Origin of the sequence: Maritimibacter sp. DP1N21-5, assembly GCF_019218295.1 — a bacterium.
In the GTDB taxonomy this organism is placed as follows: domain Bacteria; phylum Pseudomonadota; class Alphaproteobacteria; order Rhodobacterales; family Rhodobacteraceae; genus Maritimibacter.
The window spans coordinates 644,660-664,308 of record NZ_JAHUZF010000006.1 but is presented as its reverse complement, the minus strand read 5'-3'; the positions used below and the strand labels follow the sequence as shown (position 1 = coordinate 664,308).

Below are 19,649 nucleotides of genomic sequence, written 5' to 3'. Positions count from 1 at the left end.
GGTGCGGTCCGGCTCAAGCCTCGGCGGGTTCGGTCTTGGACACGACCTGAAGCACGGCGGCGCGGGTCATGCGGACCTTCACGCCATCCGCGATCTCGACCTCGATCTCGCCGCCTTCCTTCACCTTGGACACCTTGCCGATGATGCCGCCCTGCGTGATGATCTGGTCACCCCGGCGCAGCGCATCCCGCATCTTCGCATCGTCCTTGAGCTTCTTCTGCTGCGGACGGATGAGGAAGAAATACATGATCCCGAAGACCAGGAGCATCGGGATGAGCATGGAATTGAGAAGGCCCCCGGCGGGGGCGCCTGCGGCCTGCGCGAAAGCGGGCGATACAAACATATGGTGGTCCCTTGTCTGTGAGGGCCGGACGGCCCTTGGCGTTTGTCTTGCGTTTCTTGGGCGCGAGCCCTCTCAGAGCGACGCCAGAGCGCCCTCGTTCGTTGGCGCGCACCCTATATGTGGCTCGGTGGGATGACAAGCAATGGGCGGTCACAGGCACGACAGAGATATTGTCGCCGGCAGGTACCGCCCCAGCCCCCGTTACGCCGCCCCTTTACGCACCAGAAACTTATCGGGCATAAGCCCCGGCGAGACACCGAAGCATCGGCGCCAGAAGGACCCTGACCATGCACGACATCCGCACGATCCGCGACAACCCCGACGCCTTTGACGCCGCGATGGCACGGCGGGGACTTTCGGGCGTGTCGACCGAAGTTCTGGCCTTGGACGAAGCCCGTCGCGCGGCGATCCTTGCCTCCGAGACGGCGCAGGCAGATGCCAACAAGGCCGCCAAGGCCATCGGCGCGGCGAAAGCCGCCGGTGACGAGGCCGAGTTCGAACGCCTGCGTGCCGAAGTGGCCGACAAGAAGGCTGAAATCGCCCGGATGAGCGACGAAGCGAAGGCGAAGGACGAGGCCTTGGCAAAGCTTCTCATGACGCTGCCCAACGTCATGGCCGAAGACGTGCCCGAGGGGGCCGACGAGAACGACAACGAGGAGCTGCGCTGCTGGGGCACGCCCCGGACCTTCGATTTCAAGCCGGCGGAGCATTATGACATCGCCGGTGTGAAACCGGGCCTCGATTTCGAGACGGCCGCCAAGCTCTCCGGCTCGCGCTTCGTCGTCCTGCGCGGCGCGCTCGCCCGGGTCCACCGGGCTCTGGCACAGTTCATGATCGACACCCATGTGGACGAGAACGGACTGACGGAAGCGATCACGCCTGTCCTCGTGCGCGAGGACATGATGATGGGCACCGGACAACTGCCGAAGTTCGGCGAGGACAGCTATCAGACCACGAACGGCTGGTGGCTCATCCCGACAGCCGAGGTCACGCTGACCAACTTCGTCAACGGCGAGGTCGTGGACGGGGCAACCCTGCCCCAACGTTATGTCGCCCATACCCAATGCTTCCGATCGGAAGCGGGCAGCGCGGGCAAGGACACGGCGGGGATGCTGCGTCAACACCAGTTCGAGAAGGTCGAGATGGTCTCGATCACCCGGCCCGAGGACAGCGAGGCGGAACACGACCGCATGACCCGCTGCGCCGAGGATATCCTCGAACGTCTGGGCCTGCCCTATCGCACGGTCAAGCTCTGCTCGGGCGACATCGGCTTCGGCGCGCGCCGGACCCATGACATCGAGGTCTGGCTGCCGGGACAGGACACCTACCGCGAGATTTCCTCGGTTTCGACCACCGGCGACTTTCAGGCACGTCGCATGAACGCCCGTTTCCGGGCCGAAGCGGGCGCCAAGCCGGAGTTCGTCCATACGCTGAACGGATCGGGCCTCGCTGTGGGCCGCTGCCTCATCGCCGTGCTCGAGAACGGACAGGAGGCCGACGGATCGGTGACCCTGCCCGAGGCCATTCGTCCCTATCTCAAGGGGAAGTCGCGTCTGACCGCCGAGGGCGAACTGGTCTAGGAAAAGGCTCGCCGCGCCTCAGGACGCGGCGAAAACCCCCTATTCCGCCGGAGCGACGCCGGTGAGCGCCGGAGTCCTCCTAGGCGGGAACGGCACGAGTTGCCCGGTCTCTTCGTCCCAGAGCTTGAGCGTGAAGGCGTGGAGCGCCTCGCGGAAACCAATAAGACGCAGCGGGAACTCGTCCTCCAGATCGCGATGCGCCTGCCGGAGCTTGTAGCAGGGGATCGAGGCGTTCAGGTGGTGAATGTCGTGCTTGGTAATATTCGCCACGGCCTCGTCGAACCACCAGCCGAAGCTGAGGCAGGACGCCCCCTGAAGCGCGGCCTGATCGAAGGACAGGTCAGGACGCTTGTCCCAATAGGTGTCCTCGAAGTTGTGCTGCAGATAGACTAGGAACACCCCAAGCATGCCGGCCACGAAGATGGAGAGCGCGAGCGTCACCACCCCGATCGGCCCGGCAAGATACCAGACGAGCGCCCACCAGGCGATCAGCGCGATGTTGTGGAACAGGACCGACCAGGGCGCAACCTTCAGCGTGTTCTTGGGGAAGCGCCAGACGAAGAAATAGGTCCATATCGCGCCCAGGGGAATCAGCACGAAGGGGTTGCGGTAGAGCCGGTAGTGCAGCCGCTTCCAGAACCCGGCCGCCTCCCACTCCGCGAGAGTCATCGTGAAGATTTCGCCCGCCTCGCGGTGCTCAAGGTTCCCGATCTGCCGATGATGCTCGTCGTGATTGTATTGCATCGTGTAGAATTCGGCCAAGGTGAAGGGCGAGACCGCATGGCCGGCAAGGATGTTGTGTTCCTTCTTCTTGAAGAAGCTCAGATGGCCAAAGTCATGCTCGAGCACGTAAAGCCGCCCCGCCGCCACGGCCAGCACCACAACGAGCGGCGCATAGGCCAGCCACCAGCCGGCATAGGCCGCCTGAACGGCGAGATAGAGTGCAAGGAAATAGACGGCGAAATTGCCGAAGAGGCTGACCAGGGCCAGCAGGTTGTCTTTCTCGTTATATGCACGAGACGCCGAACGGACGCTCATGGAAGTCCCCCACGTGAGATGGCCGCTGGCGAAGGCGTGCGGCTTTGTCGTTAGCGACATTACGCCCGAGATTATGCACGGGATCAGATTTTTCAACCCGGCGCGGCATTTAGCCCGCACGCCGGGGACGACCTTTGCTCATTTCGGCGGCGTTCAGCCGAGCGAAACGCCCTGCCGACCGGCAAGGTCGAGGAAGAACTGCCAGGCCACGCGACCCGACCGTCCCCCGCGCGTCGCCTGCCACTCGATGGCTTCGGCACACAGGGTCTCTTCCTCCACCGACACGCCATAGGCATCGCAATAACCTCGGATCATTGTGAGATAGTCGTCCTGCGAACAGGGATGGAACCCAAGCCAGAGCCCGAAACGATCCGAGAGCGAGACCTTTTCCTCGGTCGCTTCCGAGGGGCTGATCGCGGTGGAGCGCTCGTTCTCGATCATGTCGCGCGGCATCAGGTGGCGGCGGTTCGAGGTGGCGTAGAGCACCACGTTGTCGGGCCGGCCTTCGATGCCGCCGTCGAGCACGGCCTTGAGCGATTTGTAATGCTGGTCATCGTGCGAGAACGACAGGTCGTCGCAGAACAGGATGAAGCGATGGTCGGCGCCTCGCAAAAGACCCAGAAGCCGGCCCACGCTTGGCAGGTCTTCGCGCTGCAACTCGACGATCTTGACCGGATGCTCCGCATTGACCGCGCCATGTATCGCCTTGACCAGAGAGGACTTTCCCATCCCCCGCGCACCCCAGAGGAGCGCGTTGTTGGCAGGAAGCCCGCGCGCAAACTGGCGGGTATTGGCAAGCAGCGTGTCGCGCGAGCGGTCGACGCCCACGAGGAGCGACAGGTCGACCCGCGAAATGCGCGTCACGGGTACGAGCCGGTCGGGATCGACATGCCAGACGAAGGCATCGGCCGCGTCGAAATCCGGCACGGTGAGGGGAGCGGGCGCGATCCGCTCCAACGCCTCGGCGATACGTTTCAGCATGTCGTCGGACATCAGCTGTCCTTCTTCGGATCGTCGTCTTCCGCGTCAGCGATGTCGCCCGCTTCCTCGTCGTCGAATTCCCTGAGCAGCGGGTCCTCTTCCTCGGATGCGGCGGGCGTTCTGGCCGGCGCGGACTCATCGTCGTCCTCGAACCACAACCCCTCGGCGCGGAGTTTTTCCTCGCGGCGTTTTTCCACATGGGCGACGAGGAAGATCGACACTTCGTAAAGGCCATAGACCACGACGAAGAGGATCACCTGCGTCGTCACGTCGGGCGGCGTCACCAGTGCGGCCACGACAAGAATGCCGACGATGGCGTACTTGCGCATGGATCGAAGCCCCGGCGCGGTGGCCAGACCCGCCATGCCCATGAGCGTGAGCAGCACGGGAAGCTGAAAGCACAGGCCAAAGGCGACGATCATCTTGAGCGTGATGTCGAGGCTCTCGTTCACCTTGCCCTGAAAGACGATCTCGATCCCGCGGCCGGACGAATTGACCGCCTCCTCGCCCGAGAAATAGGCGGCGACGACCGACGGCAGGTCCGCAAAGCCGAGGAAGAAGTTCATCGCGAGTGGCACGACGACGAAATGCGCAAAGGACGCGCCCAGAAGGAAGAGCACGGGCGAGGCCACGAGGAACGGCAGGAAGGCCTGCTTTTCGTTCTTGTAAAGCCCCGGCGCCACGAAGCGCCACATCTGGAAGGCGATCACGGGAAAGGCGAGGCAGAAGCCCCCGACCATGGAAATGCGGATGAGGGTGAAGAAATATTCCTGCGGCGCGGTGTATTGCATCACCGGGTTCGGGTTGCCCAGGTCGCGCATGGTCTTTTCGATGGGAACCAGCAGGAAATCGAGCACCTGCCCGCCCACGGTGAAGACGATCACCATCGCGACGAGGAAAGCGATGACCGAGTAGATCAGCCGCGACCGCAGTTCGGCCAGGTGTTCGATCAGCGGGGCCGAGCTGTCCTCGATCTCATTCGTGTCGCTCATTCAGAGGCGGCCTTCTTGGCGGGCGTTTTTTTCTTCGGTGCAGGTTTGGCGGCGGTCGGCTTGGTGGCGGCCGGCTTGGCGGCTTTCTTCGCCGTCGCTTTCGCCGGGGCCTTCGTCGCCGGTTTGGCGGGGGCCTTGGCCGCCGGCTTGGTCGCGCCCGTCGCCCCACTCGACTTTGTCGTCCGCTTGGCCGCGGGTTTCGGCGCGGATTTCGCAGGCGTCTTCGCCTCGGGCGCGGCCTCGGCGGCGGCTTTCTCCGCCTTCTCGCGCTCGAGCCGGGTGCGGCCCGCGCGTTCCGTGGCTTCCCGGATCTTGGCGGTGTCCGATGCGCGTTCCGGATCGACAGGCTTCGGCTCGGCGATCTTCGGATCGTCCGTCTTGGCCTTGCCGGAGGGCTTCGTCGGATCCCACTTCTCGAACTTGCTGGCCGCGTCGTTCAGCGCATCCAGACCGAATTTCTTCGGGTTCGAGACCGCCTTCAGCCCGTCCGCAGCACCCTTCAGGCCGCTCTCATCCGCTGCATCGTTCATGGCGCGCGTGAATTCGCGCCCCAAAGCCCGTGCCTTGGCGGTGAAACGGCCCAGCGTGCGGAACATGCCGGGCAGGTCCTTGGGCCCCACCACGATCAGCGCAACGATGCCGATCAGGAGAAGCTCGCTCATACCGATATCGAACATGAGTGGCGTGCCTCGTCAGGCGTTTCAGGCTTACGCCTTGTCTTTCTCGCCCTCGGGCGTCACATCCTTGGCGCTCGCCGCTTTCTCGTTCTCGATCTCGGCGGTGCCGTCACTGATGCCCTTCTTGAACGACGTGATGCCTTTGCCCACTTCGCCCATGAGCGACGAGATCTTGCCGCGCCCGAAAAGCACCAGCACCACCACGGCGATCAGGATAAGGCCCGGAAGGCCGATATTGTTCAGCATTGGAAGTCTCCCTACCGGGCGACACCTCGGCCGCCCTCGCGTTTTCGCAAACCGTATTTATTGACTACCCCCGCAAAGATCAAACCCTCAAAGCGGATGCCGCGGCATAAAAACGCGCCTCGGCACAGACAGGCTCATGAACGGCACGGGCCCCTGCGGGGAGCTGTGTCATACGGTCGCGGTTCCCTTGGACTTTACCGCATCCGCCGGAAAGACGAAACAGCGGTCTCGCCGGATCGCGATCCAGAGCGGGGTTCCGCGGTTCGGCAGGAAGACATTCGGGATAGTCGCACGCAGCGGCGTGCCGTCCGCCTCCATGCGAAACTCCACGATGCTTTCCGACCCGACGAAGCGCGCGCGTTCGACCGTAGCCCGTGCCCAGACGCCGTGATCCGGCGTCGGCGAAGGGCCAACGCCCGCACGGTCGAAGTCGATCTTGAGGTGCTGAGGCCGGATCACGATTTCCACCTCGGCCCCGTCCGGATGCCCGGGCGCCAGGAACTGCCCAAAGGCGGTGTCTACGAGCGCGCCTTTGACCCGGCCCGGTATGATGTTGATATCCGAGAAGAAACCGGCGGCTTCCCGGTCCACGGGCGCATTGTATATATTGTAGGGCGCGCCGCGCTGGACAATCCGCCCGCGCCGCATGAGCGCGATCTCGTCGGCCATGCGCATCGCTTCCTCGGGTTCGTGCGTGACCAGTAGCACCGCGGCGCCTTCGTCTTTCAGCACCGCGAGGGTTTCGTCCCGGATGCCGTCGCGCAGCCGGTTGTCGAGGCCCGAGAAAGGTTCGTCCATGAGCATGATCTTGGGGCGCGGCGCGAGCGCCCGAGCCAGTGCCACGCGCTGTTGCTCGCCCCCGGAAAGCTCATGCGGATAGGAGTCGAGAAAACGTGTGAGGCCGACCTTTTCCAGAAGCTCCCGCACCCTCAGGCGCTTCTCCGTCCGGGTGCCCTTGAGCCCGAAGGCCACGTTGTCGCTCACGGAAAGGTGCGGAAAAAGCGCGAAATCCTGAAACATGAGCCCGGTCTGCCGATGTTCCGGCGGTGTCACATGCCCCGGTGCGACGATCGGCTTGCCGTCGATGAAGATCTCGCCCGCATCAGCCGTCTCGACCCCCGCGATGATCCGCAGCGTCGTCGACTTGCCGCAACCCGAAGGCCCCAGGAGGCAGGTCACCTGCCCCGGCATGACCGAGAGCGAGACGTCGTTCACGACCGCCCGTCCCCCGAACGAGCGCGTGATACTGCGGATTTCCAGCCGGGGTGTTGCCACGTACCTCTCCTACCCGATGAAAACCCTCGGGCTTTCAGGGCGATGTAGCAGCCCCTCCCATGGCGGGCAAGCAACCTGCCCCCACGGCCCGCAAGGGGCAACCGCGTCGCAATGCCTCATGCGGTCAGAAGGATTTGACCTGCCGCCAAGGTCCAAGCCAAACTTCACCCGATGGCAGCCGAAGAAGGACGATGAAAATGGACAACATCCTCGTAGCAACCGACCTTTCGCCGCGTTCGGACCGCGCGGTTCTGAGAGCGTTGTCGCTTGCCCGCGACAACAAGGCCACCTGCCACATCGTCCATGTCGTCGATGACGCGATCCCCGAAGTGCTCGCCGATCCGGTCCTGTCGGGAGCCAGGGAGCGTCTGCGCCTGTTCACTGCCGAGTATGGAGAAGGCGGCACCGTCGAGGTGCATGTCATCCACGGAGACCCCCGCCAAGCGATCCCGGAAACCGCCGCTCAGGTCGGCGCAAAGCTCGTCGTGCTCGGCATGCACCGGCCCCGGTTCCTCCTGGACGCCCTGCGCGAGACCACCATGGAGGCGCTCGTTCGCACGGTCGCGGCCCCGGTTCTGGTGGTGAAGGATCCCGCCGATCATGACTATGGCCCGGTGCTGGTGCCGGTCAGCTTTTCGCCCGCCTGTGCGGCGGCCATCCGCGCCGCCCGCACCATCGCCCCAAAGGCGGAGCGCCTGACCTATCACGCGATTCACCTGCCCTTTCCGGGTCTCACCGGCGAAAAGCATGGGGGCCAGATGGACAGGTATCTCACGCGGGAGGCCGAGGTCGCCAAGGAGGAGTGGATCCGAAAGGAGGACATCGGCGACGAGGAGGTGCGTATGGTCACCGGCGGTCTGCGCGAAACGCTCTTCGGCTTCGTCGAGACGCAGAAGCCGACCCTGATCGCGCTTGGCGCCCATACGCGCAGCGTCGCGTCGGTGTTCACGCTGGGCAGTTTCGCGGCGCATCTGATCCGCAATGCGCCCACCGACCTCTTGATTGCCCGCCCGGTCTGACCCGCGCGGGCAGGTCGTGTTTACAGCGTCGAGTTGAACTCGCCCCCGTCGAGCAGGATGTTCTGCCCGGTCATGAAGGCAGCCTGCTGCGAGCAGAGGAAGGCACAGGCGGCGCCGAATTCTTCGGCGGTGCCGTCGCGCTTCATCGGGTTGCCGGCCTTGCGCCGCGCTGCCGCTTCCTCGACGCTCACGCCCCATGACTTGGCGTTGTTCGCATCGAGACTGTCGATCCGATCCGTCGAATGGCTGCCCGGCAAGAGGTTGTTCATCGTCACGCCCTTGTCGGCGATCTGGCGACTGGTGCCCGCGACATAGCCCGTCAGCCCGGCGCGCGCCGAGTTCGACAGACCAAGCGCCGAGAGCGGCGACTTCACCGACCGCGACGTGATGTTGACCACCCGGCCCCAACCCCGGTCCATCATCCCCGGCACCAGTGCCTTGATGAGCGCAATGGGGGTGAGCATGTTCGCGTCCAGCGCCTTGATGAAGTCCTCGCGGTCCCAGTCGGTCCAGACGCCGGGCGGCGGGCCACCGGCGTTGTTGACCAGAATGTCGATCTCGCCGCAGGCCTCGAGAAGCGCGGCGCGCCCCTCTTCGGTGGTCACGTCGGCGGCCACGGCCACGACCTCGACCCCATGGGTGTCGCGGATGTCCTGCGCGGTCTTCTCGACATCCGCCTTGGTGCGCGCGTTGATCACGAGGTTCACACCCTCGCCCGCGAGCGCCTCGGCGCAGCCCCGGCCCAATCCCTTGGACGAGGCGCAGACCAGCGCGCGTTTTCCTTTCAGCCCGAAGTCCATCATATCCTCCATCTGTCGTTCAGACCGTGGCTAGCACCCGGCCAATGATTCGCCCATGCCGCCCGGCCCCGCCACGTTCCGTCACCAATCGGCCACCAATTCATCGGAACAGGCGGTTCTGTTCGCGTCTGCCCAACGGTGACCCCGTTCCGACCCGCCTTTGGCCCCGATCCGGCGCCCCGTTGTTGACCATCCGCGGCAGGCTGTCCTACTTTTGCCTTCTGCGGTGGGGGATGCGCCGCGAGGGGATGCTGCCATGAAGGATACGGATGCGAGGGGTCATCTGCCCGTCCGTCATATGTCGGTCTATTCGGCCGAGGATTTCCGCGTCAGCCATGGCGTGAACGAAGGGGACGCGCTCGCGGATGCCACCGATCTTCTGCCCGATGACATTTATGAACTCGGCAAGAACGCCCGGCCCCGGCGTCTCGGTCTCGCCATGTCCGGCGAGGGAACGTTCTTCGTCTCGGTCGATTCCGAGGTCGGTCAGCCCGCCGCGCCCGTCTTTCTCGACAGCCTCGTGACCTTCATGTCGCCGGATGGCGAGACGCTCGAAACGATCCTGCTGGTCGAAGTCGATGCGACGACCGGAGTGGTCGACCGGGTGCATCTTTATCCGCTCTCCCCGATCATTCACCGCATGCCCTACACGCTCGTGTCGCTCGACCGCGAAGGCGCGGGCCGCAAGCTGGCTGAAAGCGCGAGTGTGAATTTCACGCGCGGCACGCGGATCACCATGGCGAACGGGCTTCAGGTCCCGGTCGAAGACCTCAGGCCCGGCGACCGGGTGCTCACCCGCGACTCCGGCGCGCAGGAGGTCCGCTGGGTCGGCGTCCAGACCGTCCGTGCCGAGGGCGATTTCGCGCCGATCCATATCGCGGCCGGGGCGCTCAATAACGAGGGTCCCCTGGTGGTGAGCCCGAACCATCGGCTCTTCATCTATCAGCGCCTCGATGCGCTCGGGGCGGGACAACGCGAGCTTCTCGTGAAGGCGGGGCTTCTGGTGAACGGGACGACGGTGACGCGCCTCGACGGCGGCTTCGTCGATTACGTCCAGGTCCTCTTCGACGCGCATGAGATCATTTATGCCGAAGGCATCGCGGCCGAGAGCCTGTTTCTCGACACCGCGACGCGCAAGGCTATCCCGGACGAAGTCACACGGCGTTTGCAACTGTCCTCGGACACGGCGTTTCCGCTTGGCGCGGTGGAACTTCTGGAAGGCGATTTCACGCGACGCGCCGATGCCGTCGCCATGCTCAAACGCGTGTCGGCGATGTAGCGTCAGGTCGGGCACCTGAACGCCCGACCTGTTTTCCTGGATCAGATGACGCCGGGCCTACCGGGTCGCGTAGATCTCGGCGCTGGTGCCGGTGCCTGCGGTGCCGTTGCGGGTGAAACTGAAGGTCGCGCCGTCTTCCGCCGCGATGGCCGTGGCACCGGTGCCCCGGAACTCGCCGTCGACGCCACCGCCGACGACATAATTGTAGCCGTCCATGGTGAAATCGCCGTCCGCCGTGGCGGCGAAGGTGTTGCCGGCGATCACCCCGTCACGGATCGCGATGGTGCCGTCCGCCCGCTCCGACGTGCGCACGATGGCCAGCACGCCGAGATCGCCGTTGTCATAGCGCTCCTTCTGGCGGTCGTTCAGATCGGCGCCCACCAGATCGTCGATGGTGCCAGTGACCCGCGCCGTCGCGAAGTTCGCGGTCATCGTTGTATCGCCCAGAACGACGATGTTCGAATCTTCCCAGCTCCCGGCAATGGCCGAGGTCCCGGTATAGGTTGCCGAGCCCGTGGTAGGCATGGTCGTGGTCGCGCTCATGCCGTTCACTTCGGTTTCGAGCTTGTCGAAGTCGTTGAGCTTGGTCGCGAATTTCGTCGCCGCGCAGCCCGAAAGCGCGAGCGCGCCAACTCCGAGCACCAGAATTGTCTTGATAGCCATGGGAACCCCCTCCTCGATAGGCTGCCTCTCCCCACGCGCGGGGCCGTGGTGGTCACGAGCCACGCCGCAGAGTTGCCTTAACCTGCCCTGAAACACCCTACCCCGTCAATGAGACCTCAACGCTCGGATAAGCTCATCCTTATTCATGTCGGAGCGCCCGTCGATGCCGATCTCCTGCGCGCGGTCGTAAAGTTCGTCGCGGGTCCAGTCTTCGTAAGGCGAGGCCTGTCCGCCTTTCTTCGACGGGCGCTGGTCCGGGTTGGCGCGGGCATTCGCGATCCGCGCCGCCTTTTCCTTCGAGGCTCCGTCCTCGCGCAGGGCCTCGTAGGTTTCGTCATCTTTCACCGAAGGTCCGGGGTCCTTGTCGCTCTTGGCCATGGGTTGTCTCCTTTCGCGGCCATAACGCCCGGCACTGTCGCCGCGTTCCGCGTCAAGTCCCGCTGGACGATGCCCCGTCCCCGCCATATATCCCCGCCATGCTCGATCAAGCCGCCACGAACCGCCCCGCCCTGCCCCCGGAAATCGCCCGGCGCCGAACCTTTGCGATCATTTCGCACCCGGACGCGGGCAAGACGACGCTGACGGAAAAGTTCCTGCTGTTCGGCGGCGCAATCCAGATGGCGGGACAGGTGCGCGCGAAGGGCGAAGCGCGGCGCACGCGGTCGGACTTCATGCAGATGGAAAAGGACCGGGGCATCTCGGTTTCGGCCTCGGCCATGTCCTTCGACTTCGGCAAGTTCCGCTTCAACCTCGTCGACACGCCCGGCCACTCGGACTTTTCGGAAGACACCTACCGGACGCTCACTGCCGTCGACGCGGCCGTCATGGTGATCGACGGGGCCAAAGGCGTGGAGAGCCAGACCCAGAAACTCTTCGAGGTCTGCCGGATGCGGGACCTGCCGATCCTGACCTTCTGCAACAAGATGGACCGCGAGAGCCGCGACACCTTCGAGATCATCGACGAAATCCAGGAGATGCTCGCGATCCACGTCACGCCGGCAAGCTGGCCCATCGGGGTGGGGAGCGAGTTTCTCGGCTGTTACGACCTCTTGCGCGACCGGCTCGAACTCATGGACCGAGCGGACCGCAACCGGGTCGCCGAGTCAATCTCCATCGAGGGGCTGGACGACCCGAAGCTGGCCCAGCATGTCCCCCCGCATCTGCTGGAGAAACTCCGCGAAGAGATCGAGATGGCGCGTGAGCTGCTGCCCGCGCTTGACCCCGAAGAAGTAATGAACGGGCAAATGACGCCGATCTGGTTCGGCTCCGCGATCAACTCCTTCGGCGTGAAGGAACTGATGAACGGCATCGCGACCTATGGTCCCGAGCCGCAGCCGCAGAGCGCCGAGCCGCGACAGATCGCGCCGGACGAGACCAAGGTGGCCGGCTTCGTCTTCAAGGTGCAGGCCAACATGGACCCGAAACACCGCGACCGCGTGGCCTTCGTGCGTCTGGCATCTGGCCATTTCGAACGCGGAATGAAGCTGCTTCACGTGCGGTCGAAAAAGCCGATGGCGATTACCAACCCGGTGATGTTCCTCGCTTCGGACCGGGAACTCGCGGAAGAGGCCTGGGCGGGTGACATCATCGGCATCCCGAACCACGGGCAGTTGCGCATCGGCGACACGCTGACCGAAGGCGAAGCACTACGTGTGACCGGCATCCCGTCGTTTGCGCCGGAATTGCTGCAAGGCGTGCGCGCAACCGATCCGATGAAGGCCAAGCATCTGGAAAAGGCGCTCATGCAATTCGCCGAGGAAGGCGCGGCCAAGGTGTTCAAGCCGAACATCGGGTCGGGCTTTATCGTGGGCGTCGTCGGCCAGCTTCAGTTCGAGGTTCTGGCCTCCCGGATCGAGCTGGAATACGGGATCCCGGTGCGCTTCGAGGCGTCGCAGTTCACTTCGGCCCGCTGGATTTCGGGACCCAAGGCGGACCTCGAAAAGCTGATCAACGCCAACAAGCAGCACATCGGCCACGACAACGACGGCGACCCGGTGTTCCTCACGCGCCTTCAGTGGGACATTGACCGAGTGGAGCGCGATTACCCCTCGCTGAAGCTCACGGCGACCAAGGAACTCCACGGGGAGTGAGCGGCACTTTGCGGCCCGGGCGAGCCATGGTAGGCAGGCCCGCATGACCCAAGCCATTCCCCGCCCGCTCGTCGCCAAGGCTTTGGACCAGCCTGAGGACGCCTTGCCTTCGGGCGACCTGCCCATCGACCGCCTCGCCCAGCGTTTCCTCATGTTTCTGCGCGACACGGACGAGGACGAGGACTTCGAAGGGCATCCGGAGGTCTGGACAGCGGTGCTCGCCTCGTCCCTTGCGTCTGAAAACCCGGACCTGTCCTTCGCGGTGCAGGAGGCGCTCGTGGCCGAGGCGCAGGCACCGCAAGACCTGTCGCTCATCGCCGCCGGACCGATGACCGAGTTGTTTGCGACACATGGGCCCGACCTCCTCGAAAGGATCGAGGCGGCCACCACGTCCCCGCGCTTCGCGATGGCCCTTGGCGCGCTGGCGCCCGAGGGTCATGGAAATTCGCTTTTCTGGGCGCGCGTGCAGGCGATGGCCAAGGGCCACCCCGACATGATCGACGACCTGCCCGAAAGCTGAAGCCCTCTTCTCCCAACCGAGGGAGCCCCGCTCGGCAGCACCGGCGGGGATCGGGTTTTCAGGCAGGATCGCATCGCTTCAAATGCCTAGAGCACTTTCGCGTCCATCGTGATCTCGCAGTTCAGGAGCTGGCTGACCGGGCATCCCTGCTCGGCCTTCTTCGCCGCTTCCATGATCTTGTCCTCGTCGCCGGGCGCCTTGATGGTCACGTCGAGATGCGCCTTCACGATCTTGGGCCCGTCCGACATGTCGAGCGAGATGGTCGAGCGGGTCTCGATCCGTTCGGGCACGATGTCGTCGTCGCCCAGGATGTTGGAGAGCGCCATCGAGAAGCAGGCCGCATGCGCCGCGCCGATGAGTTCCTCGGGATTCGACCCCGGTTCGTCCTCGAACCGCTTGTTGAAGCCATATTGCACGGCGTCCAGAACGCCCGACTGTGTCGATACGGTTCCGGTGCCGTCCTGCAGGCCACCCTGCCAGACGGCAGACCCATGTTTGCGGATCATTGTGCACTCCTTTGTCCTGGTTTCTCCCATCCAACGCGGGCCGGTCCCGGCTGTTCCCCTGTTTTCTTGACCTTTTCCGCAAGGGAGCGTATGGCCTTTGCCCACAAGGTGTTCGGCAATCCGGTCGAACGGGGCCGCGCTGGACAATGCGGCCACAAGCGCCGCAACTGTCACGCGAAAGGCATCCATTGACCAAATTCTCCGACCTGTCCCTGAACCCCAAAGTCCTCAAAGCCGTCGAGGAAGCGGGATACGAAACCCCGACCCCGATCCAGGCCGGCGCCATTCCTCCCGCGCTCGAGGGCCGCGACGTGCTGGGCATCGCCCAGACCGGGACCGGCAAGACCGCTTCCTTCACGCTTCCCATGATCACGGCGCTCGCGCGTGGCCGCGCCCGTGCACGCATGCCGCGCTCGCTCGTGCTTTGCCCGACGCGGGAGCTTGCCGCGCAGGTGGCCGAGAACTTCGATGTCTACGCCAAGAACGTGAAGCTGACCAAGGCGCTCCTCATCGGCGGCGTGAGCTTCAAGGAGCAGGACGCGCTGATCGATCGGGGTGTCGACGTGCTGATCGCGACGCCGGGCCGGCTTCTGGACCATTTCGAACGCGGCAAACTGCTCCTCACCGGCGTGCAGATCATGGTGGTGGACGAAGCCGACCGCATGCTCGACATGGGCTTCATCCCGGACATCGAACGTATCTTCGGGCTTGTGCCTTTCACGCGGCAGACGCTTTTCTTCTCGGCCACGATGGCGCCCGAGATCGAGCGGATCACCAACACCTTCCTGTCCAATCCCGCCCGCATCGAGGTTTCGCGGCAGGCGACGACCTCGGACACGATCACGCAGGGCATGGTCAAGTTCAAACCCAAGCGCCGCGACAGCGCCGCGACCGAGAAACGCGCCCTTCTGCGCGCGATGATCGACGCCGAGGGCGAGGCTTGCACCAACGCGATCATCTTCTGCAACCGCAAGACCGACGTGGATATCACCGCGAAGTCCTTGCAGAAATACGGCTACAACGCGCAGCCGATCCACGGCGATCTGGACCAGTCCAAGCGGATGGAAGTTCTTCAGGGCTTCCGCGACGGCACGATCCGCTTCCTCTGCGCCTCGGACGTGGCCGCGCGCGGGCTCGACATTCCCAATGTGAGCCATGTATTCAACTATGACGTGCCCAGCCATGCCGAGGACTACGTCCACCGGATCGGGCGCACGGGCCGCGCCGGGCGCAAGGGCCATGCGGTAATGATCTGCGAACCGCGCGACGAGAAGAACCTCGAGGCCGTGCTCCGGCTGATCGAGAAGGAGATCCCCCTGCTTGCGAACCCGCTGGGCGATGCACCCGCCTCGGACGATGGCGACCGGGGCAGCAAATCCGAGCGGAGCGACAAGAAGCCCTCGCGCTCGCGCAAGTCGTCCGAGCGCAGCGACAAGCTCGAGGCCAAGGCAGAGACGAAAGCCGAAGCGCCGAAGGCACCGAAGGACGAGGTTGCCGATCAGCCGCGCGAAGAGCGCAGCAGCCGGTCGCGCAGTGACCGGGGCGACCGCGGCGACCGGAACGACCGCCGGGATCGCGGAAGCCGTGGTGGCGACCGGGGCGGCAATACCCCCACCGGCATGGGCGATCACCTGCCCGGCTTCATCGCCAAGAGCTTTGAAGAGCGGATGTCGGACTGAGCCAAACCTACGGGTGCGACACGACAAAGCCCCGCCGAAAGGCGGGGTTGACGTTTGTGCGGGGTGCTTCCATCATTCGAGTGAGCGTTTCGCTCATCTCCCAACATGACTGGATAACCCATGCTGACACATCGTTTTGACGATGCGTTCGCCCTTGCCGCGCGGCTCCATCGGAGCCACCAGCGCAAGGTTTCGAACGTGCCCTATCTCTCTCACCTCATGGCGGTTTCCGCCCTCGTCCTCGAAAACGGCGGCGACGAGGATCAGGCCATCGCGGGCCTGCTTCACGACGCGGTCGAGGATCAAGGTGGACAGGCGACCGCCGACCTGATCCGCGCCGCGTTTGGCGACCGCGTGGCCGACATCGTGCTCGCCTGTTCGGATGCCGTGGACCAGTCCAGCGTGCCGTGGCAGGCGCGCAAGGACGGCTATCTCGCGAGCCTCGCCACCAAGGGCGAGGACGCGCTGCTCGTCACCTCTTGCGACAAACTGCACAATGCCACGACGATCTACGTCGACTTGCTGGCTTGCGGACCCGCAGTGTTCGACCGTTTCACGACCGGCCGGGACGGCACACTCTGGTATTACCGCGCGCTTGCCGACCGGCTTTGCGCGCTGCGCCCAGGCCCACTCTCGGACCGGATCGCCGAGGTGGTGGCGCGGATCGAAGCCCGCGCCTGATCCACGTCAGGCCTCCAGCCGGGAGATGACGACCGTAACCTCGGGCTTCTTGCCGATCTCGTCCTGCGCCGACTTGCGCACGATCCGGCGCAGCTCCTCTTCCAGCGCGTCGTCATCGGCGAGGGTGCGATCCTTGGCCCGCATGAGGAACTGATTGAGGTCCTCCTCCAGAACATCGACCAGCGGCGCCTTGGAGTTGCCGATCTCGGCCAGCCCCATCAGCTCGACCCAGGGTTCTCCAAGAGGCGCGTCGTCCTCCATGATGACGTTCACCAGCACATGGCCGTTAAGCGCCATGCGGATACGGTCGCGCACGATCCCGTCCAGCGCCCCGATCAGTTTGGAGCCGTCCAGATACGTGCGATCCGTTTCCACATGTTCGACCACATGCGGCGCGGAGCCCGTCAGGTCCACGACCGCACCGTTCACGACGACGATGGACTGGAAGCCGTTCTCCTTGGCGACCTTGGCATGTTCACGCAGGTGACGGTGCTCGCCGTGCATCGGCACAACGACCTCGGGGTTCACGATGCGATGCATCCGTTCAAGGTCCGGGCGGTTCGCGTGGCCCGAGACGTGATAGCGGTCATCGTCCGCGACCAGATCGACACCCATTTCCGAGAAGGCGTTCATGATCCGGATCACGCCGCGCTCGTTTCCCGGAATGACCTTGGAGGAAAAGAGGAAGGTGTCGCCCTCGGCCATCTCGAGGCCAAGGTATTTGCCCCGCGACAGCTGCGCCGTGGCAGCGCGGCGTTCGCCCTGCGACCCGGTGACAATCAGCATCAGGTTCTCGCGCGGGATGTCGCGCGCATCCTCGGGCGTGATCGTCTTGGGGAAGTCGGTGAGCACGCCGGTTTCGACCGAAGCCTCGATCATCCGGCGCATCGCCCGCCCCAGAAGACAGACCGAGCGGCCAGCGGCCCGCCCCGCCTCGGCCAGCGTGCGGACCCGTGCGACGTTCGAAGCGAAGGTCGTCGCCACAACCATATGCGGCGCGTTTTCCACGAGCTTGGTGATCTCGGACACGAGGCCCGCCTCGCTCCGCCCCGGCTTCATGGAGAAGACGTTGGTGGAATCGCACATGAGCGCCTTAACCCGACCCTGCGTTGCCTGCTTCCAGAGCTCCTCGTCGAAGGCCTCGCCCACTCCCGGTTCGGGGTCGATCTTGAAGTCGCCGGTATGAGCGACCCGGCCAGCCGGCGTGTCGATGACCAGCCCGGCGCTTTCGGGGATGGAATGGGAAATCGGGACGAAGGACACCTTGAAGGGTCCTGCCGTCACGACCTCGGGCCAGCTCCCGACGACCTGGACCTCGTCCGGGTTCTGGCCGGCCTCTTCCATCTTCCGCGCGGCGTGATGGGCGGTGAACACACGGGCATAGACCGGCACCCGAAGGTGCTCCCACAGCCGCCCGATGGCGCCCACGTGATCCTCATGCGCATGCGTGATAAAGATCGCCTCCAGCCGGTCCCGGTTCTCCACGAGCCAGGCCACGTCGGGCATGATCAGGTCGACACCCGGCGTCGTTTCCATGTCCGGAAAGGTCACGCCCAGATCGACGAGGATGAGGCGCTCCTTCCCCGGCGCACCGTAGCCGTAGACATAGGCGTTCATCCCGATCTCCCCGGCGCCACCCAAGGGGAGATAGATCAGTCGGTCCTTGCTCATACGTTACCCTGTGCCTTGTTGTATTCGTATATGATCTTGAGCCCCTGCATGGTGAGGCTGTCCTCGAAGTGGTCGAAGACCGGTGCGTGCAACTGGAACAAGGGGGCGAGGCCCCCGGTTCCGATCACTTTCATCTTGCGCCCATGTTCTTCCATGATGCGAGAGGAGATTTCCTTGATGAGGCCCACATAGCCCCAGAAAATCCCCGATTGCATGCAGGCGATGGTGTTCGTCCCGATCACCTTGTCTGGATGCGTGATGTCCACATGAGGCAAGGCGGCGGCAGCCATGTGCAGCGCTTCGAGCGACAGGTTCACGCCGGGAGCGATTACGCCCCCGATATAGGCCCCGTCGCTGTCGGCCACGTCGAAGGTCGTCGCGGTGCCGAAATCCACGATGATCAGGTCGCCCCCGCAGAGGTTGAAGCCCGCCACGGTGTTGACGAGCCTGTCCGGCCCCACCGCCGTGCCCGCGTCGACCCGCACGTCGACGGGGAGCAGGCATTCGGGCTTGCCCACCACCAGCGGACGCAGATTGAAATAGCGGTCGGTAAAGACACGAAGGTTGAAGACGACGCGCGGCACCGTGGACGAGATGATGACGCCCGACACGTCGGGCGTGATGCCGTGATGCTTGATCAGCGTCGAGAACCAGACCCAATAGCTGTCCGCCGTCCGCTGATGCGCGGTCGAGGTGCGCAGCGTGCAGACGTTCGTCTCGCCATCCCAGAGCGTGAAGACGGTATTGGTGTTGCCGCAGTCGATGGTCAGAAGCATGTGGTCCCCGCTCAGCCCTGAAAGAACACGTCGCCGGCCGCGATGCGGCGATCCCCGCCGGCCGTTGATAGGACAAGTTGACCGGCCTCGTCCACCGTCCGGAAGGTCCCGGTGATCTCCTCAGCCGGAAGCCGCGCCGTCACGACCTCGCCGATGCGGGCCGCACGGGCGAGCCACGCCTCGCGGATTGGCGCGAAGCCATAGGTGACGAACTGGTGCTCGCGCCGCGCGAAGGCCGGCGCCAGCGCTTCGAGGAAATCCTCGGGCGTGACGGTGATACCCGTCGCCTCTCCCAGCGACACGGGAGCGACCGCGCCGGGTTCGAGCGACGCCGGTGCGGGCGCATGGGCGAGGTTGACCCCGATCCCGATGGAAAGACCCGCGAGGCGGCCCTGCCGGGTGACGCTCTCCAGCAGGATCCCCGCGACCTTGCCGCCGTTCAGGAGCACGTCGTTGGGCCATTTGAGCGCGAAGGCCTCGCTCCGTCCGGTGAGTGCCACGAAGGCTTCGTCCAAGGCCACGGCGGTCACGAAGCTGCGAAGCGCCGCCATGGCCGGATCGGCCACTTTCGGCAGGACCAAGGTTCCGGCGAAATTGCCTTCGGGGTTGGCCCAGGCCCGGCCCCGCCGTCCGCGCGCCTTGGTCTGACGTCTCGCGGTGATCCAGGTCGGCCCCGCGAGGCCGTCGAACCGCCGGGCGGCCTCGTCCAGCGTCGAATCCACGGTGTCGAGCGGCAGATACCCGTATCCCTGCGGCCAGTCGTTTGCCATCTCAGCCTCCGTGAAACGCCGACACCCGGCCCAAGTGGGGACCGGGTGCCGCATGAGGTGTTC

21 protein-coding genes are annotated in these 19,649 nt (G+C 64.7%); 7 read left to right on the top strand and 14 right to left on the bottom strand.

Annotated features, from left to right (window positions below; translation table 11 throughout):
* Nucleotides 1–13: 13 nt before the first annotated feature.
* On the bottom strand, nucleotides 14–343 hold the full coding sequence (gene yajC, locus KJP29_RS10875) for a preprotein translocase subunit YajC (RefSeq protein ID WP_218463581.1): 330 nt from the start codon (nucleotides 341–343) through the stop codon (nucleotides 14–16).
* Between the two features lie 287 nt (nucleotides 344–630).
* Here yajC and serS point away from each other — a divergent pair, with 287 nt between their 5' ends.
* On the top strand, nucleotides 631–1,923 hold the full coding sequence (gene serS, locus KJP29_RS10870; RefSeq protein ID WP_218463580.1) for a serine--tRNA ligase: 1,293 nt from the start codon (nucleotides 631–633) through the stop codon (nucleotides 1,921–1,923).
* Between the two features lie 39 nt (nucleotides 1,924–1,962).
* Here serS and KJP29_RS10865 read toward each other — a convergent pair whose 3' ends face one another.
* The 6 genes from KJP29_RS10865 to KJP29_RS10840 all read right to left on the bottom strand — a co-directional run bounded on the left by KJP29_RS10865 (nucleotide 1,963) and on the right by KJP29_RS10840 (nucleotide 7,132).
* Nucleotides 1,963–2,961: a fatty acid desaturase gene (locus tag KJP29_RS10865; RefSeq protein WP_218463579.1), complete on the bottom strand. Its 999-nt coding sequence runs from the start codon at nucleotides 2,959–2,961 to the stop codon at nucleotides 1,963–1,965.
* 153 nt (nucleotides 2,962–3,114) lie between these two features.
* The gene (locus KJP29_RS10860; protein WP_218463578.1) at nucleotides 3,115–3,954 is read right to left on the bottom strand and encodes an ATP-binding protein; all 840 of its coding nucleotides are present in this window, start codon (nucleotides 3,952–3,954) and stop codon (nucleotides 3,115–3,117) included.
* Nucleotides 3,954–4,934, bottom strand: a complete 981-nt coding sequence (gene tatC / locus KJP29_RS10855) for a twin-arginine translocase subunit TatC (RefSeq protein ID WP_218463577.1) — start codon at nucleotides 4,932–4,934, stop codon at nucleotides 3,954–3,956. Before tatC ends, KJP29_RS10860 begins: the two co-directional genes overlap by 1 nt.
* A complete protein-coding gene (gene tatB, locus KJP29_RS10850; RefSeq protein WP_218463576.1) occupies nucleotides 4,931–5,611 on the bottom strand; it encodes a Sec-independent protein translocase protein TatB in 681 nt (226 codons plus the stop codon). Before tatB ends, tatC begins: the two co-directional genes overlap by 4 nt.
* Nucleotides 5,612–5,641: 30 nt before the next feature.
* Nucleotides 5,642–5,857: a twin-arginine translocase TatA/TatE family subunit gene (locus KJP29_RS10845; protein WP_218463575.1), complete on the bottom strand. Its 216-nt coding sequence runs from the start codon at nucleotides 5,855–5,857 to the stop codon at nucleotides 5,642–5,644.
* A gap of 168 nt (nucleotides 5,858–6,025) precedes the next feature.
* Entirely contained in the window at nucleotides 6,026–7,132 is a 1,107-nt protein-coding gene (locus KJP29_RS10840) for an ABC transporter ATP-binding protein (RefSeq protein WP_218463574.1), read from the bottom strand.
* 197 nt (nucleotides 7,133–7,329) lie between these two features.
* Here KJP29_RS10840 and KJP29_RS10835 point away from each other — a divergent pair, with 197 nt between their 5' ends.
* Nucleotides 7,330–8,151, top strand: a complete 822-nt coding sequence (locus KJP29_RS10835; protein WP_218463573.1) for a universal stress protein — start codon at nucleotides 7,330–7,332, stop codon at nucleotides 8,149–8,151.
* 20 nt (nucleotides 8,152–8,171) lie between these two features.
* Here the strand turns inward: KJP29_RS10835 and KJP29_RS10830 are convergent, their stop codons facing one another.
* Nucleotides 8,172–8,951: an SDR family oxidoreductase gene (locus KJP29_RS10830; protein ID WP_218464924.1), complete on the bottom strand. Its 780-nt coding sequence runs from the start codon at nucleotides 8,949–8,951 to the stop codon at nucleotides 8,172–8,174.
* Between the two features lie 256 nt (nucleotides 8,952–9,207).
* On the opposite strand from KJP29_RS10830, the gene KJP29_RS10825 reads away from it, so the two are divergent.
* A complete protein-coding gene (locus KJP29_RS10825; RefSeq protein WP_218463572.1) occupies nucleotides 9,208–10,230 on the top strand; it encodes a Hint domain-containing protein in 1,023 nt (340 codons plus the stop codon).
* 57 nt (nucleotides 10,231–10,287) lie between these two features.
* On the opposite strand, the gene KJP29_RS10820 is transcribed toward KJP29_RS10825, so the two are convergent.
* The gene (locus KJP29_RS10820) at nucleotides 10,288–10,893 is read right to left on the bottom strand and encodes a hypothetical protein (RefSeq protein WP_218463571.1); all 606 of its coding nucleotides are present in this window, start codon (nucleotides 10,891–10,893) and stop codon (nucleotides 10,288–10,290) included.
* Between the two features lie 105 nt (nucleotides 10,894–10,998).
* Nucleotides 10,999–11,271, bottom strand: a complete 273-nt coding sequence (locus tag KJP29_RS10815) for a Rho termination factor (protein ID WP_218463570.1) — start codon at nucleotides 11,269–11,271, stop codon at nucleotides 10,999–11,001.
* A 98-nt stretch (nucleotides 11,272–11,369) separates the two neighbouring features.
* Between KJP29_RS10815 and KJP29_RS10810 the strand changes: the two genes are divergently transcribed.
* Nucleotides 11,370–12,983 carry a peptide chain release factor 3 gene (locus KJP29_RS10810; RefSeq protein ID WP_218463569.1) on the top strand — a complete coding sequence of 538 codons (1,614 nt, stop codon included), beginning with the start codon at nucleotides 11,370–11,372 and terminating at the stop codon, nucleotides 12,981–12,983.
* 43 nt (nucleotides 12,984–13,026) lie between these two features.
* A complete protein-coding gene (locus KJP29_RS10805) occupies nucleotides 13,027–13,503 on the top strand; it encodes a DUF6869 domain-containing protein (RefSeq protein ID WP_218463568.1) in 477 nt (158 codons plus the stop codon).
* 86 nt (nucleotides 13,504–13,589) lie between these two features.
* Here the strand turns inward: KJP29_RS10805 and KJP29_RS10800 are convergent, their stop codons facing one another.
* The gene (locus KJP29_RS10800) at nucleotides 13,590–14,009 is read right to left on the bottom strand and encodes an OsmC family protein (protein WP_218463567.1); all 420 of its coding nucleotides are present in this window, start codon (nucleotides 14,007–14,009) and stop codon (nucleotides 13,590–13,592) included.
* Between the two features lie 188 nt (nucleotides 14,010–14,197).
* On the opposite strand from KJP29_RS10800, the gene KJP29_RS10795 reads away from it, so the two are divergent.
* Together KJP29_RS10795 and KJP29_RS10790 are read left to right on the top strand one after the other, a co-directional pair.
* A complete protein-coding gene (locus tag KJP29_RS10795; RefSeq protein WP_218463566.1) occupies nucleotides 14,198–15,688 on the top strand; it encodes a DEAD/DEAH box helicase in 1,491 nt (496 codons plus the stop codon).
* 120 nt (nucleotides 15,689–15,808) lie between these two features.
* Nucleotides 15,809–16,369, top strand: coding sequence for an HD domain-containing protein (locus KJP29_RS10790; protein WP_218463565.1), 561 nt, complete (start codon nucleotides 15,809–15,811; stop codon nucleotides 16,367–16,369).
* Nucleotides 16,370–16,375: 6 nt separating this feature from the next.
* On the opposite strand, the gene KJP29_RS10785 is transcribed toward KJP29_RS10790, so the two are convergent.
* Genes KJP29_RS10785 through KJP29_RS10775 form a run of 3 tightly spaced genes read right to left on the bottom strand, consistent with a single transcriptional unit; the run spans nucleotide 16,376 to nucleotide 19,586 of the window.
* Entirely contained in the window at nucleotides 16,376–18,040 is a 1,665-nt protein-coding gene (locus KJP29_RS10785; RefSeq protein ID WP_218463564.1) for a ribonuclease J, read from the bottom strand.
* Nucleotides 18,037–18,816: a type III pantothenate kinase gene (locus KJP29_RS10780; RefSeq protein ID WP_218463563.1), complete on the bottom strand. Its 780-nt coding sequence runs from the start codon at nucleotides 18,814–18,816 to the stop codon at nucleotides 18,037–18,039. Before KJP29_RS10780 ends, KJP29_RS10785 begins: the two co-directional genes overlap by 4 nt.
* Before the next feature lie 11 nt (nucleotides 18,817–18,827).
* Nucleotides 18,828–19,586, bottom strand: coding sequence for a biotin--[acetyl-CoA-carboxylase] ligase (locus tag KJP29_RS10775; RefSeq protein ID WP_218463562.1), 759 nt, complete (start codon nucleotides 19,584–19,586; stop codon nucleotides 18,828–18,830).
* Nucleotides 19,587–19,649 lie beyond the last annotated feature (63 nt).

What these genes read in the sequence shown, in the direction of transcription:
- KJP29_RS10790 (WP_218463565.1), top strand. Translation starts at nt 15,809, where the DNA reads ATGCTGACACATCGTTTTGACGATGCGTTCGCCCTTGCCGCGCGGCTC.
- KJP29_RS10865 (WP_218463579.1), bottom strand. Translation starts at nt 2,961, where the DNA reads ATGAGCGTCCGTTCGGCGTCTCGTGCATATAACGAGAAAGACAACCTG.
- tatC (WP_218463577.1), bottom strand. Translation starts at nt 4,934, where the DNA reads ATGAGCGACACGAATGAGATCGAGGACAGCTCGGCCCCGCTGATCGAA.
- serS (WP_218463580.1), top strand. Translation starts at nt 631, where the DNA reads ATGCACGACATCCGCACGATCCGCGACAACCCCGACGCCTTTGACGCC.
- KJP29_RS10785 (WP_218463564.1), bottom strand. Translation starts at nt 18,040, where the DNA reads ATGAGCAAGGACCGACTGATCTATCTCCCCTTGGGTGGCGCCGGGGAG.
- KJP29_RS10835 (WP_218463573.1), top strand. Translation starts at nt 7,330, where the DNA reads ATGGACAACATCCTCGTAGCAACCGACCTTTCGCCGCGTTCGGACCGC.
- KJP29_RS10825 (WP_218463572.1), top strand. Translation starts at nt 9,208, where the DNA reads ATGAAGGATACGGATGCGAGGGGTCATCTGCCCGTCCGTCATATGTCG.
- KJP29_RS10830 (WP_218464924.1), bottom strand. Translation starts at nt 8,951, where the DNA reads ATGGACTTCGGGCTGAAAGGAAAACGCGCGCTGGTCTGCGCCTCGTCC.
- KJP29_RS10780 (WP_218463563.1), bottom strand. Translation starts at nt 18,816, where the DNA reads ATGCTTCTGACCATCGACTGCGGCAACACCAATACCGTCTTCACGCTC.
- KJP29_RS10845 (WP_218463575.1), bottom strand. Translation starts at nt 5,857, where the DNA reads ATGCTGAACAATATCGGCCTTCCGGGCCTTATCCTGATCGCCGTGGTG.
- KJP29_RS10800 (WP_218463567.1), bottom strand. Translation starts at nt 14,009, where the DNA reads ATGATCCGCAAACATGGGTCTGCCGTCTGGCAGGGTGGCCTGCAGGAC.
- KJP29_RS10775 (WP_218463562.1), bottom strand. Translation starts at nt 19,586, where the DNA reads ATGGCAAACGACTGGCCGCAGGGATACGGGTATCTGCCGCTCGACACC.
- tatB (WP_218463576.1), bottom strand. Translation starts at nt 5,611, where the DNA reads ATGTTCGATATCGGTATGAGCGAGCTTCTCCTGATCGGCATCGTTGCG.
- KJP29_RS10815 (WP_218463570.1), bottom strand. Translation starts at nt 11,271, where the DNA reads ATGGCCAAGAGCGACAAGGACCCCGGACCTTCGGTGAAAGATGACGAA.
- KJP29_RS10810 (WP_218463569.1), top strand. Translation starts at nt 11,370, where the DNA reads ATGCTCGATCAAGCCGCCACGAACCGCCCCGCCCTGCCCCCGGAAATC.
- yajC (WP_218463581.1), bottom strand. Translation starts at nt 343, where the DNA reads ATGTTTGTATCGCCCGCTTTCGCGCAGGCCGCAGGCGCCCCCGCCGGG.
- KJP29_RS10820 (WP_218463571.1), bottom strand. Translation starts at nt 10,893, where the DNA reads ATGGCTATCAAGACAATTCTGGTGCTCGGAGTTGGCGCGCTCGCGCTT.
- KJP29_RS10860 (WP_218463578.1), bottom strand. Translation starts at nt 3,954, where the DNA reads ATGTCCGACGACATGCTGAAACGTATCGCCGAGGCGTTGGAGCGGATC.
- KJP29_RS10805 (WP_218463568.1), top strand. Translation starts at nt 13,027, where the DNA reads ATGACCCAAGCCATTCCCCGCCCGCTCGTCGCCAAGGCTTTGGACCAG.